Source organism: Citrobacter sp. CK189, from assembly GCF_030333505.1.
In the GTDB taxonomy this organism is placed as follows: domain Bacteria; phylum Pseudomonadota; class Gammaproteobacteria; order Enterobacterales; family Enterobacteriaceae; genus Citrobacter_B; species Citrobacter_B koseri.
On the sequence record NZ_JAOWFV010000038.1, the window covers coordinates 604,031 to 617,276 of the forward strand.

17 protein-coding genes are annotated in these 13,246 nt (G+C 55.2%); 13 read left to right on the forward strand and 4 right to left on the reverse strand.

Annotated features, from left to right (window positions below; genetic code table 11):
• Positions 1–10: 10 nt before the first annotated feature.
• The 11 genes from cbiK to ldtA all read left to right on the forward strand — a co-directional run bounded on the left by cbiK (position 11) and on the right by ldtA (position 8,945).
• A complete protein-coding gene (gene cbiK / locus OGV83_RS12765) occupies positions 11–805 on the forward strand; it encodes a sirohydrochlorin cobaltochelatase (RefSeq protein WP_012131786.1) in 795 nt (264 codons plus the stop codon).
• The gene (locus tag OGV83_RS12770; RefSeq protein WP_012131787.1) at positions 802–1,515 is read left to right on the forward strand and encodes a cobalt-factor II C(20)-methyltransferase; all 714 of its coding nucleotides are present in this window, start codon (positions 802–804) and stop codon (positions 1,513–1,515) included. Before cbiK ends, OGV83_RS12770 begins: the two co-directional genes overlap by 4 nt.
• The gene (gene cbiM, locus OGV83_RS12775; protein WP_012131788.1) at positions 1,512–2,249 is read left to right on the forward strand and encodes a cobalt ECF transporter S component CbiM; all 738 of its coding nucleotides are present in this window, start codon (positions 1,512–1,514) and stop codon (positions 2,247–2,249) included. Before OGV83_RS12770 ends, cbiM begins: the two co-directional genes overlap by 4 nt.
• A 1-nt stretch (position 2,250) precedes the next feature.
• Positions 2,251–2,532, forward strand: coding sequence for an energy-coupling factor ABC transporter substrate-binding protein (locus OGV83_RS12780; protein WP_012131789.1), 282 nt, complete (start codon positions 2,251–2,253; stop codon positions 2,530–2,532).
• Positions 2,519–3,196 (forward strand): energy-coupling factor ABC transporter transmembrane protein, encoded by a 678-nt coding sequence (locus OGV83_RS12785; protein ID WP_286463997.1) that lies wholly within the window; start codon positions 2,519–2,521, stop codon positions 3,194–3,196. The genes OGV83_RS12780 and OGV83_RS12785 overlap by 14 nt, the downstream gene beginning before the upstream one ends.
• 8 nt (positions 3,197–3,204) lie before the next feature.
• Positions 3,205–4,020 carry an energy-coupling factor ABC transporter ATP-binding protein gene (locus OGV83_RS12790; RefSeq protein WP_012131791.1) on the forward strand — a complete coding sequence of 272 codons (816 nt, stop codon included), beginning with the start codon at positions 3,205–3,207 and terminating at the stop codon, positions 4,018–4,020.
• Positions 4,017–5,537: a cobyric acid synthase gene (locus tag OGV83_RS12795; RefSeq protein WP_104868493.1), complete on the forward strand. Its 1,521-nt coding sequence runs from the start codon at positions 4,017–4,019 to the stop codon at positions 5,535–5,537. Before OGV83_RS12790 ends, OGV83_RS12795 begins: the two co-directional genes overlap by 4 nt.
• Positions 5,534–6,079 (forward strand): bifunctional adenosylcobinamide kinase/adenosylcobinamide-phosphate guanylyltransferase, encoded by a 546-nt coding sequence (gene cobU, locus OGV83_RS12800; protein WP_200073662.1) that lies wholly within the window; start codon positions 5,534–5,536, stop codon positions 6,077–6,079. Before OGV83_RS12795 ends, cobU begins: the two co-directional genes overlap by 4 nt.
• Positions 6,076–6,819 carry an adenosylcobinamide-GDP ribazoletransferase gene (gene cobS / locus OGV83_RS12805; protein ID WP_114848172.1) on the forward strand — a complete coding sequence of 248 codons (744 nt, stop codon included), beginning with the start codon at positions 6,076–6,078 and terminating at the stop codon, positions 6,817–6,819. The genes cobU and cobS overlap by 4 nt, the downstream gene beginning before the upstream one ends.
• A 25-nt stretch (positions 6,820–6,844) precedes the next feature.
• A complete protein-coding gene (cobT, locus tag OGV83_RS12810; protein WP_286463723.1) occupies positions 6,845–7,903 on the forward strand; it encodes a nicotinate-nucleotide--dimethylbenzimidazole phosphoribosyltransferase in 1,059 nt (352 codons plus the stop codon).
• A 112-nt stretch (positions 7,904–8,015) separates the two neighbouring features.
• The gene (ldtA, locus tag OGV83_RS12815) at positions 8,016–8,945 is read left to right on the forward strand and encodes a L,D-transpeptidase (RefSeq protein ID WP_286464000.1); all 930 of its coding nucleotides are present in this window, start codon (positions 8,016–8,018) and stop codon (positions 8,943–8,945) included.
• Here ldtA and OGV83_RS12820 read toward each other — a convergent pair.
• Positions 8,920–9,822 (reverse strand): LysR substrate-binding domain-containing protein, encoded by a 903-nt coding sequence (locus OGV83_RS12820; protein ID WP_071258852.1) that lies wholly within the window; start codon positions 9,820–9,822, stop codon positions 8,920–8,922. The two genes, ldtA and OGV83_RS12820, sit on opposite strands and share 26 nt — an antisense overlap.
• A gap of 110 nt (positions 9,823–9,932) precedes the next feature.
• Here OGV83_RS12820 and OGV83_RS12825 point away from each other — a divergent pair, with 110 nt between their 5' ends.
• Together OGV83_RS12825 and dctP are read left to right on the forward strand one after the other, a co-directional pair.
• The gene (locus tag OGV83_RS12825) at positions 9,933–10,523 is read left to right on the forward strand and encodes a nuclear transport factor 2 family protein (RefSeq protein ID WP_012131798.1); all 591 of its coding nucleotides are present in this window, start codon (positions 9,933–9,935) and stop codon (positions 10,521–10,523) included.
• A 48-nt stretch (positions 10,524–10,571) separates the two neighbouring features.
• Complete coding sequence (gene dctP, locus OGV83_RS12830) at positions 10,572–11,627, forward strand: TRAP transporter substrate-binding protein DctP (protein WP_286463724.1); 1,056 nt, start codon at positions 10,572–10,574, stop codon at positions 11,625–11,627.
• Between the two features lie 88 nt (positions 11,628–11,715).
• Here dctP and OGV83_RS12835 read toward each other — a convergent pair whose 3' ends face one another.
• The 3 genes from OGV83_RS12835 to OGV83_RS12845 form a co-directional block, all read right to left on the reverse strand.
• Positions 11,716–11,988 carry a hypothetical protein gene (locus OGV83_RS12835; RefSeq protein ID WP_248623232.1) on the reverse strand — a complete coding sequence of 91 codons (273 nt, stop codon included), beginning with the start codon at positions 11,986–11,988 and terminating at the stop codon, positions 11,716–11,718.
• 117 nt (positions 11,989–12,105) lie between these two features.
• On the reverse strand, positions 12,106–12,609 hold the full coding sequence (locus OGV83_RS12840; protein WP_286463727.1) for a YqhG/Tai3 family protein: 504 nt from the start codon (positions 12,607–12,609) through the stop codon (positions 12,106–12,108).
• A complete protein-coding gene (locus OGV83_RS12845) occupies positions 12,609–12,875 on the reverse strand; it encodes a C40 family peptidase (RefSeq protein ID WP_248623234.1) in 267 nt (88 codons plus the stop codon). The genes OGV83_RS12840 and OGV83_RS12845 overlap by 1 nt, the downstream gene beginning before the upstream one ends.
• Positions 12,876–13,246: the final 371 nt, after the last annotated feature.

Below are 13,246 nucleotides of genomic sequence, written 5' to 3' on the forward strand. Positions count from 1 at the left end.
GGAGTAAGAGATGAAAAAAGCGCTTCTGGTGGTGAGTTTTGGCACCAGCTATCACGACACCTGTGAGAAGAACATTGTGGCCTGCGAACGCGATCTGGCAGCCAGCTGCCCGGATCGCGATCTGTTTCGCGCGTTCACCTCCGGGATGATTATCCGCAAGCTCAAACAGCGTGACGGCATTGAAATCGATACGCCGCTTCAGGCATTGCAGAAGCTTGCTGAACAGGGGTATCAGGATGTGGCGATTCAGTCCCTGCACATTATTAACGGCGACGAATACGAAAAAATTGTGCGTGAAGTTCAGACTCTGCGCCCGTTATTTACCCGTCTTACGCTCGGCGTGCCGCTGTTGAGCAGCCATGCCGATTACGCGCAGCTGATGCAGGCTTTACAGCAGCAGATGCCGACGCTTGGCGCGACGGAGAAAGTGGTGTTTATGGGGCACGGCGCCAGCCACCACGCGTTTGCGGCCTATGCGTGTCTGGACCATATGATGACGGCGCAGCGTTTTCCGGCGCGTGTGGGAGCGGTTGAGAGTTACCCGGAGGTGGATATTCTCATCGGGAGCTTACGTCAGGAAGGCGTAACGGCGGTGCATCTGATGCCGCTGATGCTTGTCGCCGGCGATCATGCCATCAACGATATGGCTTCCGATGAAGAGGACTCCTGGAAAACGCAGTTCAACGCCGCAGGCATCCCGGCGACGCCGTGGCTGAGCGGTCTGGGGGAGAATCCGGCGGTACGCGCCATGTTCGTGGCGCATCTGCAACAGGCGCTGAATACGGCCATGGAGGAAGCGGCATGAGTGGAAAACTGTATGCGTTAAGCACCGGGCCGGGCGCAGCCGATCTGATCACCGTGCGCGCGGCGCGAATACTTGGCTCGCTCGATATCCTCTACGCTCCGGCAGGGCGCAAAGGCGGCGACAGTCTGGCGCTCTCTATTGTGCGTGAGTATCTGGGGGAGCAGACGGAAGTCCGCTGCTGCCACTTTCCGATGAGCGCCGACAGCGCGGAAAAAGAAGCCGTCTGGAATGAGGTAGCCGCAGCGCTGGTTCAGGAAGTGGAGGCGGGTAAACAGGTGGGGTTCATCACCCTCGGCGATGCCATGCTGTTCAGCACCTGGGTCTTTTTACTCCAGCGGATCGGCAACCCGGCATGGCTGGAAATCGTTCCTGGCGTCACCTCGTTTGCCGCCATTGCCGCCCGCGCGAAAACGCCGCTGGCGATGGAACAACAATCGCTGGCGGTGATCTCCTGCACCGCGGCGGAAGAGACAATTCAGCAGGCGTTAAGACAGCATGACAGTCTGGTGCTGATGAAGGTCTACGGTCGCTTCGCGCGCATTAAAGCATTGCTGCAACAGGAAGGTTTGCTGGAGTGCGCCCTGATGATGGCAGAAGCCACGCTGCCCGGTGAGCAGTGCTGGCGTCACCTGAATGAGGTCAGCGACGAGCAGCCGCTGCCCTATTTTTCGACCATTCTGGTCAACAAACAGTGGGAGTATGCAGAATGAAACTTGAACAACAGCTAAAACAGCTGTCTTTCAGCGGGTTAGCTGCGGCGTTATTGCTGATGGTTGTCCCGGAGCAGGCGTTCGCCATGCATATCATGGAGGGATTTCTGCCGCCGATGTGGGCGTTGGCCTGGTGGGTGCTGTTTTTACCGTGCCTGTGGTACGGACTGGTGCGCCTGCGCCGTATCGTGCAGGAAGATAACAACCAGAAGGTGCTGCTGGCATTGTGCGGGGCGTTTATCTTCGTGCTGTCGGCGCTGAAAATTCCTTCTGTTACAGGTAGTTGCTCGCACCCGACAGGGGTAGGGCTTGCGGTGATTTTATTTGGCCCAGGCGTTGTGGCGATCCTCGGGGCGATTGTGCTGCTGTTTCAGGCGCTGCTGCTGGCGCATGGCGGCCTGACCACGCTGGGTGCGAACGGGATGTCGATGGCGGTTATCGGCCCCGTTGTCGGGTATCTGGTATGGCAAATGGCCTGCCGCGCCGGGCTGCGCCGCGATGTCGGCGTCTTTCTTTGCGCCATGCTGGCGGATCTGGTGACGTACTTCGTGACGTCGGTGCAGCTTGGGGTGGCGTTCCCGGACCCGCAGGCTGGGGCAATGGGTTCAGTGATTAAATTTATGGGGATTTTCTGCCTGACGCAGATCCCCATTGCGATCGCGGAGGGGCTGCTGACCGTCATGATTTACGACCAGTTGACCAAACGCCGGTTGATTACCGCACAAGGACATTAAGATGAAAAAGACGCTGATATTGTTAGCTATGGTGATTGCCCTGGTGATCCTGCCGTTTTTTATCGATCATGGCGGTGAGTTCGGTGGCTCTGACGGCGAAGCGGAAAGCCAGATCCAGGTGGTGGCGCCGCACTATGAACCGTGGTTCCAGCCATTGTATGAACCGGCCAGCGGTGAAATTGAAAGCCTGCTGTTTACGCTGCAAGGTTCGCTTGGCGCGGCGGTGATTTTCTATATTCTCGGTTACAGCAAAGGCAGACAGCGCCGTGATGACCGGGCTTGATCGACTCAGCTACCAGAGCCGCTGGCTTCATGTTACGCCGGTGCGTAAGTTTTTGCTCTGGTTGCTGATGATGATTCTGGCCTTTACCCTGCCTCCTTTGGGGCAGGGTATTGAACTGGCGCTCATCGCCGGGCTGAGCTGCTGGCTGCTGCGGATTTCGTTCTGGCGCTGGTGTCGCTGGATGGCGATACCGTTTGGCTTTTTAAGCGTGGGCGTGATGACGATTTTATTCAGCGTGAGCCGCGATCCTCACTCGTTACTGGCAAGCGTTCCGGTTGGCGATTACTGGCTGGGGGTGACTTCGTCAGGGTTGAATACCGCCAATGAAACCTTCTGGCGCAGCCTAAGCGCGCTGGCGGCGACGTTCTGGCTGGTGTTGAATCTGCCGTTTCCGCAACTGATTATTTTGCTTAAGCGCGCGCATGTGCCACGGCTGCTGACCGAGCAGATCCTGCTGACATGGCGCTTTATTTTTATCCTGTTAGACGAAGCGCTGGCCATTCATCGCGCGCAAACGCTGCGTTTTGGCTATCGTAGTTTGCCGAAAGGCTATCGTTCTCTGGCAATGCTGGTGGGTTTGCTGTTTACGCGTGTGCTTATCCGCTATCAGCAAATGACCACCGTGCTTGATATCAAACTGTATCAGGGTGATTTTCACCTGTAAGGATTCGTATGCTTGCCACCTCCGGTCTCTGGTTTCGCTATCAGGATGAGCAGGTGCTCAAGGGGCTAACGCTGGATTTCTCCCCCCATGCGGTTACCGGGCTGGTGGGCGCGAACGGCTGCGGAAAATCGACGCTATTTATGAACCTGAGCGGTTTACTGCGCCCGCAAAAAGGCGAGGTTTTGTGGCAGGGAAAAGCGCTGGATTACAGTAAGCGCGGGCTGCTGGCGCTGCGCCAACAGGTGGCAACCGTTTTTCAGGACCCCGATCAACAAATTTTTTATACCGATATCGACAGCGATATCGCTTTTAGTCTGCGAAATCTAGGTGTGGCTGAGGATGAGATTGCCCGCCGCGTGGACGATGCGTTGACCCTGGTTGATGCGCAGCATTTCCGTCATCAGCCGATCCAGTGTTTAAGTCACGGGCAAAAAAAACGCGTGGCGATTGCGGGCGCGATGGTGTTGCAGGCCCGCTACCTGCTGCTGGATGAACCCACTGCCGGGCTTGATCCTGCCGGGCGCACGCAGATGATTGCGATCATCAAGCGGATTGTGGCGCAGGGGAATCATGTGGTTATTTCCAGCCATGATATTGATCTCATTTATGAAGTCAGCGATGCCGTTTACGTGCTGCGCCGTGGCGAGGTACTGGCATACGGTGAACCGGGGGAGGTGTTTGCACGCACTGAACTGATCGAACAAGCCGGGCTGACGCAACCGTGGCTGGTCAAACTGCATGCGCAACTGGGGTTGCCGCTGTGTAAAACGGAAGAAGAATTTTTTGGGCGTATGCGAGAGAACGCGCTGAAGGAGGCGTCATGACGCAGGCAGTAATGTTGCAGGGAACGGCATCAGATGTAGGTAAAAGTGTGCTGGTGGCGGGGCTGTGCCGCATCTTTTATCAGGATGGCCTGCGCACGGCGCCATTTAAGTCACAGAATATGGCGCTGAATTCCGGCATCACGCCGGACGGCAAAGAGATGGGACGCGCGCAGATTTTCCAGGCGGAAGCGGCGGGGATTTCGCCGGATGTGCGGATGAATCCGGTCCTGCTGAAACCGACCAGCGATCGGAAAGCGCAGGTGGTGTTGATGGGCAAAGTCGCCACCGATATGGACGCGGTTAGCTACCATGAATATAAGCCGCGTCTGCGTGAGCAGATCCTCACGGTTTACAATAGCCTGGCGCAAGAATATGACGTTCTGGTGCTGGAGGGCGCCGGTAGCCCGGCGGAAATAAACCTGCGTGACCGCGACATCGTCAATATGGGGATGGCGGAAATGGCGCAATGCCCGGTCATTCTGGTGGCGGATATCGATCGCGGCGGCGTTTTTGCCTCTATCTACGGTACGCTGGCGCTGCTGCATGATAGTGAACGCGCCAGAGTGAAAGGGGTGATCATCAATAAGTTTCGCGGTGATGTGACGCTGCTCTACTCCGGCATTGAACAAATTGAAGCGCTGACCGGCGTGCCGGTTCTGGGCGTGATGCCCTGGCTGGAGGTCGATCTTGAAGATGAGGATGGCGTGGCGCTGCAAAAAGGCAAATACCTGCGTACCGATAGGCGTGATATCGACATTGCCGTTGTTCAGGTGCCGCACATCTCGAATTTCACCGATTTCAACGCGCTGGCGGCGCAGCCGGATGTTCGCGTGCGCTATGTGCGCCATCCTGAAGAACTGGCGGGCGCGGACCTGATAATTCTGCCGGGCAGCAAAAATACGCTTGGCGATCTGGTCTGGCTGCGTGAAAGCGCAATGGCGCATGGCGTGTTGCAGGCGCATCGTCAGGGCGTACCGGTGGCAGGCATCTGTGGCGGCTATCAGATGCTGGGCGACACCATTATTGATGAGGTGGAGTCCGGGTTGGGCACGCTTCCCGGTCTTGGTCTGCTTAATACCGTCACGCACTTCGCGCAGGATAAAACCACCACGCAGGTTGAAGGGCAGATGGCCTCTGCGCTGCCGGGATGGCTGGCGGCGGCGTCTGGCCTGGCGGTGCGCGGGTATGAAATTCATATGGGCGAGACGACACTGAATGCACAATGCCAGCCAGCCATGACGTTACGCAAAGGCGAAAACGCTATCGCTGACGGCGCGGTAACGGACGACGGACTGGTCTTTGGCACCTATCTTCATGGCTTGTTCGACAGCGATGCGTTTACGCGGGCGCTGGTCAATGGCCTGCGCGTGCGTAAGGGGCTGACGCCGCTGGATCACGCCTTCCATTACGCGCAATATAAATCGCAGCAGTTTGATCTGCTGGCGGATGCGATGCGACAACACATCGATATTGAGAAAATTTATACCATCATGCAGCAGCACCGGGAGCCCGTATGATGATTCTGGTGACCGGCGGCGCGCGCAGCGGGAAAAGCCGCCATGCGGAGGCGTTAATCGCGGATTCGCCGCAGGTGCTGTACATCGCCACGTCGCAGATTTTTGACGAGGAGATGGCGGCGCGGATTCAGCACCATCGGGATGGCAGACCGCCGCACTGGCGGACAGCGGAATGCTGGCGGCATCTTGATGCGCTGATTACGCCAGATAACGCCCCCGAAGAGGCCATTCTGCTGGAGTGTATCACGACCATGGTGACCAATTTATTGTTCGCGATGGGCGGCGATACGGACCCGGACAACTGGGATTACGCGGCGATGGAGCTGGCGATTGAAGACGAAATTCGCACGTTGATCGACGCCTGTCAGCGCTGTCCGGCTCAGGTGGTTCTGGTGACCAATGAGGTGGGCATGGGCATTGTCCCGGAAAATCGTCTGGCGCGACATTTTCGCGACATCGCCGGGCGGGTCAATCAGCGTCTGGCTGCGGCGGCGGATGAGGTCTGGCTGGTGGTATCGGGTATTGGAGTCAAAATTAAATGAGTAAGTTGTTCTGGGCGATGCTCGCTTTTATTTCGCGTTTGCCTGTTCCGACCCGTTGGTCTCAGGGGCTGGATTTTGAGGAGTATTCCCGCGGTATTGTGACATTCCCGCTAATCGGCATGCTGCTGGGCGCGATTGGCGGCCTGGTGTTTGTGGCGCTTCAGTCCTGGTGCGGCATTCCACTGGCGGCCCTGTTTTGCGTTTTGACGCTGGCGCTGCTGACCGGCGGTTTTCACCTCGACGGTCTGGCGGATACCTGTGACGGTATTTTTTCCGCCCGCCGCCGGGAGCGGATGCTGGAAATTATGCGTGACAGCCGCCTGGGCACCCACGGCGGGCTGGCGTTGATTTTTGTCCTGCTGGCGAAAGTGCTGGTGATTAGCGAACTGGCGCTGAGAGGCACGCCGATGCTGGCGGCGCTGGCGATGGCCTGCGCGGCGGGGCGCGGTGTCGCCGTATTGCTGATGTATCGTCATCGCTATGCCCGTGAAGAAGGGCTGGGCAACGTGTTTATCGGCAAAGTTACCGGGCGACAAACCTGCGTTACGCTGGGATTAACCGCTATTCTCGCGGCGATACTCATGCCGGGGATGCGCGGGGTCGCTGCGCTGGTGATCACTCTGGCGGCAATTTTTATTCTTGGACAATTATTAAAACGCACATTGGGTGGGCAAACCGGCGATACGCTGGGTGCGGCGATTGAACTTGGCGAGTTGATCTTCCTGCTGGCTCTGCTGTGAGCCAGCCAACACGATGAGAACCCTTATGCAGACGTTAACCTCTTTACTCCGTGACATTCCCAAACCGGACAGCGACGCAATGGCGCACGCCCGGCAGCACATCGACGGCTTGCTCAAACCGCCGGGCAGCCTCGGGCGCCTGGAAGCGCTGGCCGTACAGTTAGCGGGGATGCCCGGTCTCAACGGCACTCCGCATGTCGGTAAGAAGGCGATGCTGGTGATGTGCGCCGATCATGGCGTGTGGGATGAAGGGGTTGCGGTCTCGCCGAAAGTTGTCACCGCCATTCAGGCGGCCAACATGACGCAGGGAACAACCGGTGTTTGCGTACTGGCTGCTCAGGCCGGAGCAAAAGTCCATGTGATTGACGTCGGGATTGATGCCGACCCGATCCCCGGCGTGGTGAATATGCGCGTGGCGCGTGGGTGCGGGAATATCGCGACAGGCCCGGCGATGAGCCGCGTTCAGGCCGAAGAACTGCTGCTGGAAGTGATACGCTACACCCGCGAACTGGCGCAAAGCGGCGTGACGCTGTTTGGCGTTGGCGAACTGGGAATGGCGAATACCACCCCTGCGGCGGCGATTGTGAGTGTACTGACCGGTAGCGATGCCGAAGATGTGGTGGGGATTGGCGCGAATCTTCCGCTCTCCAGAATTGGCAATAAAGTTGAGGTTGTGCGCCGCGCTATTGCGGTGAACCGGCCCGATCCGCGTGATGGCGTTGAGGTGTTGGCGAAGGTGGGTGGTTTTGACCTGGTCGGTATGGCGGGCGTGATGCTGGGGGCCGCGTCATGTGGATTGCCGGTTGTGCTGGATGGTTTTCTCTCCTATTCTGCGGCGCTGGCGGCGTGTCAGGTTGCGCCGGAAATTAAACCGTATCTGATTCCGTCGCATTTCTCGGCAGAGAAGGGGGCGCGGATTGCGCTGGAGCACCTGGAGCTGGAGCCGTATCTGCATATGGGAATGCGTCTCGGCGAAGGCAGCGGCGCAGCGCTGGCAATGCCCATCGTTGAAGCTGCCTGCGCGATGTACCGCAACATGGGGCAACTGGCGGCAAGTAATATTGTCCTGCCGGATGGTAAATAAAGATAAGCTGTATCGTTTCCCTTCGGTGGCGCTCATTCGCTGTTAACGTCGGAAAGGCGATAAAAAAGCTATAATTAGCCGACATCTGCTGCGATTTGAGGAAAGGGAAATGATGCCTCGTGTGAAATTGTTTTGTTCTTTTATTCTGCTGTTCGCAAGCCAGAGCGCGCTGGCGGTAAGTTATCCATTGCCGCCAGAAGGGAGTCGTCTGGTCGGTAACCCGCTGACGATAACCGTCCCGGACAATAATACTCAACCGCTGGAAGCGTTTGCGGCGCAGTACGGACAAGGGCTGAGCAATATGCTCGAAGCGAATCCCGATGTGGACGTCTTTTTGCCGAAGTCCGGTTCGACGCTGGTGGTGCCGCAGCAGCTTATTCTGCCGGATACCGTGCGTGAAGGTATTGTGGTTAACGTGGCGGAAATGCGTCTTTACTACTATCCGAAAGGGGGCGATACCGTTGATGTCCTGCCGATTGGCATTGGCGAGGCGGGGCGAGAAACTCCACGTAACTGGGTGACTGCGGTAGAGCGTAAGCAGGAAGCGCCGAGCTGGACGCCGACGGCGAATACCCGACGTGAATATGCTAAACGAGGCGAAAGTCTGCCCGCGTTTGTCCCCGCCGGGCCGGATAACCCGATGGGGCTGTATGCAATTTATATCGGTAAGCTGTATGCCATTCATGGCACAAATGCGAACTTCGGTATTGGGCTGCGCGTGAGCCAGGGGTGCATCCGGTTGCGTAACGATGACATCAAATACCTGTTTGACAATGTGCCGGTGGGCACTCGCGTGCAGATTATCGATCAACCGATGAAAACCACCGTCGAAGCGGACGGCAGTCGCTGGATTGAAGTGCATGAGCCGTTATCGCGTAATCGCACTGAATTTGAATCTGACAAAAAAGTACCGCTGCCGATCACGCCGGTGATGCGTACTTTTATGAAGGGCGACGGCGTTGACATTCATCGCGTCAACGAGGCGCTGGAGCGCCGCTCCGGGATGCCGACAAATATCAGCGCGGGTCTGACGGGGTTCTGACGTTTCTCCGCGCAATCTCCAGAAAAGCCTTTACCGCGCCGTTATTGTCGTTCTTTCTGCTGAGCAGCATCAGATTGGCCGATAATTCCGGCGCGTCGAGAGGGCGATAGACCAGGCCGGGAATGGCGATGTGCATCAGCGGCTCAGGCACCAGCGCCAGCCCTTGCCCGGCGGCGGCCAGAGCCAGTACGCTGAGCGTGCTGGAGGTGCAATGGGCGACGTGCGGAACATGACCCATAATCTCTGTGAGCATCATATAAAGCGGCTCATCCGCACGGTGGGTGTCGTAGAAAATGAGGGGCTCTTCAGCCAGCATATCTACCGTCAAATGGGTTTCACAAGCCAGCGGATGATCGTCGGCGATGGCGACCATCCGGCCCCAGAGGCCTATTTTTTCAGCCGCTAATTCTGGCTGGCGTACGTTATGGTGATCGGGTGTGTAACCAATGTCGAGCTGGCCGCTCAGAATGGCATCCGCTTGTAGCAACGGTGCGATTTCGCACACAACCAGTTCCGCATCGGGATAGGCCTGGCGAAAGGCGCGCAGATCTTCTGTCAATTTGCCGCTGAACACCGCGTTGCCAGCAAAGCCAACGCGCACAAGACCCGTTTCTCCGCGCATCGACCGTTGTACTGTCAGACGGGCATGTTCCGCCTGCTCAAGCGTGCGTTGCGCTTCGGTCTGCAACAATTTTCCCGCTTCGGTTAACTCAACTTTCCGGCTGGTACGAATAAACAGCGGGCCGCCTAACTCTTCTTCCAGCGCCTTGATCTGCATGCTCAGCGCGGGAGGAACAATATTGAGTTTTTCGGCGGCGCGGCCAAAGTGTCCTTCTTGTGCAACGGCAAGAAAATAGCGTAAGTGGCGCAGATCCATACGATGGCCTCATCATTCATCTAAACTGAATAATCTGTAAGATTTATCTATTGGATTTTAACGTTAATGGCGAGGAAACTGAATCCACTTAACTGGCTGGAGTAAAAATTATGCACAATCACCTGGCGGATCGTCAGCAAATTACCGATCTTCTCACTGGCTGGATGCATCGCGATCTGGGCGAGTGGGAGCAACTTCGCGGGCTGTTTCACCCGGATGGCACCATTGAGATAACCTGGTTTGAAGGGCTGGCGAGCGATTTTGTTGACGGCTCAATGCGTATGGGTGCCTCTGACATCCGTACCAAACATTTGATTGGCACGCCGGTAGTGACCTTTAATAGCAGCGTCAACCGCGCCATTGTTGAAACCAATGCCATGATCATCGGCGAGAATGTGAAGCTGAATCTGGGGATGGTGACCCATAATCGCTTTTACGATATGGCAGAAAAACGCGATGGCGTGTGGAAGCTCTTCAGACGCCAGAGCATTTATGACATGGGGAGTTTTACCTTCCCGCTGGGCGTGGTCGATATTGATCAAAGCGCGGTAGCAAAATACCCGCGAGAATACGCCGCGCTGGCATACCTGCTGGAAAAAAGCGGATTTCCGGTCACGCGTGTATTCGCAACGCGCGGTAGTGCGCTCGAACAGCAGATGAAAACCGAAGGGCAGCGCTGGCTGTCTGAACCCGTTGTTTAAGCTTCATCAGCGACTGCGATCATCATGATTCTCAAAAGGATAAGAGAAATGCTCACCACTATACCAGGACGAAAATGCATCGCCGTTCTGTTTGCGATGCTAATGTTTCCCGGTGCAGCTTCGGCTGCGCAAACCCTAATCTACAGCGACCATGAACCGCTGGGTGGAATGCGCACTCGTTTTATCAATGACGTATTTTTCCCCGCAATCGAAAAAGAGTCGCGTGGTCGCCTGAAGGTAGAGGCGCACTGGGGAGGTGAGCTAAGTGATGGTTATACGGCTCTGGCTCTGGCGGGAAAGGGGGACAAAGCGGATATGGCCGTTGTTGTACCTGAATATGCGGCTAAGGCATTACCATTGCAGCAAATCTTTAAAAGCTTCCCCGTCGGCCCTGCCGGGGAAAAGCAGGTTGCTTTCTTTCGCCGCGTTTATGCGGATATCCCGGATTTTTCGGCAGAACTCAAGAAAGAAAATGTGGTGAATGTTTTCATTGCGACCGGCTATCCGCTGGCTTTTTTTAGCACTACCGCGCTGAGTAATCCTGAAGGACTTAAGGGGGGAACGTGGCGCTCCGCCAGTTTCTGGCACCAGGGGTTTCTGAAAAATGTCGGCGCTAAAGCTGTGACCATGCCCTGGGGAGATGAAACCTACAAGGCCTTACAAAGCGGAAGTCTCGACGGATTAATGTTGAATGTGGATAGCGGCTATGCGTTAAATGCTCAGCGATTCGCGCCTGATGTGCTGGTTTCGCGGGATCTCTGGCTTGGGCATGTTTACCTGCTGGTGATGAATAAAAATACCTGGGATAACCTTTCCCGCGACGATCGGGCGGCGATTCAACGGGCCGCTGACGTCGCTTATCAATCCCTGGGTTCCGTAATGGATAAAAGTTTCACCACACAAGTCGCCGATCTGGAAAAAAGCGGTGCGACGGTCAGAATCCTGCACTCTGAAGACGTTGCGCAATGGAAAGCCGCCACCCGATACCAGGAGATTCAGTCTGAGTGGGTGAAGGAACAGGAAAAGAACGGGCTTACCGAGGCGGGAAGGGTGATGAAACAGGTCAGTAGCATTCTGGACGAGATGATGTCTCCGGCCCCTTAAGCGAGAAGGCAAAACGTAACGCTCGGGAACGTATTACTACAATTGCCTGATAAAAGGGCCGAATAACCATTTTCGGCCCTGGCGTGCATCATTTTTTATAATTCTTTGGTGCTGATAGCAGCATTTTTCGCATACGTTCCATGACGGTGTTTAAGTCCACCGCGCGTTTAATCATACTGCGTATTCTGTCTGAATCATTGATGCCCTTTTTGACATACCGGGCAATATATTGCAGAACGTACTTATCCTCATCACCGTGGATGCGTAATGACAGGTTCTCTACGGTCTGCAATATCTGACCCGCCAGCGACTGACGCTGGCGGGAGTGGGCTCTTATATCCTTAAACGACGGCTGAATCATAAAACATTCCGTAGCGCTGACGTTGTTGAATCCACCGGAGGACGAAAGAAAAGCATAATGACTGTTAAGGTCGGCCGCGAATTGGGACTAATTTAGCGGCCGTCATAATCTCCCTATTTAATTGGTGGTTGCATCATGTTGCTCCGCTTTCTCAATGGCGTGCGCATCAAATATGTAATGCTCATAACCGGCGGTAACATTCTTCACTCTGTATATTTTCCACTTGCCGCCCTCTCTTTTTAGGTAGACTCCAATTTGATATGTCTGATTGTTTTGTCGACCCAACCAAACATCGACGTATTCACCACCAAAACAGTTTTTAGCTTTTCCAACTTTCAATAAGGGGATCCAATCTGCTGAATAATCTTGCGCATATGTATAGTAATCGGTGTCGATAATCTCCTGCTCATAAATATGAGAGATAGTATTTAGTTGGGCTAGCGTATCCTTCGAAATATATTCATCCATCTTTTCAGGCGCAGGCTTTATTTTCCCTTCACTATTTGCAAACACGTTTAGATAGTAAGTGTAGAAATCTGAAACACGCCGTTCTGCGTTATCGCGTCCTGAGCTGCACGCGGTAATTGCAAATATCATGAGAACAACATAAAGGGCTTTCATCAATCCTTCCTGTACATTTGATGCGCTGGCTTTGACGAACGGTATCCAGGACCGCCCCAAAAATCCCGCTGTTTAAAGTCTGAATACCAATCCTGGCCGTCGTAAATAGCCATGTGACCGGCGGCGTGTCCTCCCGCGTAAGGCTGAATCACTACCACGTCGCCAGCTCTGGGGGATTGCGTTGAAGATATTTTTCTAAACCCCGCAGACCCCGGTTCGGCGTGATGTTTTGCCCAGTTTCCGGCGCTTCTTGTGTCCCATCCCATGATTATCATCCATTTCAGTTAGAGAAATTGCTAATAGATACCCAATCAGTTAGGAGGGTTAATCATTTAGTGCCACAGAAAGCGTAACGTGATAAGCGAGGCAAGTGCGCTTGACGCTGAGAGCAGGCGGAATCAATAGCGAAGGGATTGCCTAAACGAATTCCGAAAATAAAAGAATGCGGGTATCGGAATATGAGCGGGAAACAGGTCAGTAGCATTCTGGACGAGATGGTGTCTCCGACCCCTTAAGCGAGAAGGCAAAACGTAACGCTCGGGAACGTATTACTACAGTTGCCTGATAAAAGGGCCGAATAACCATTTTCGGCCCTGGCGTGCATCATTTTTTATAATTCTTTGGTGCTGATAGCAGC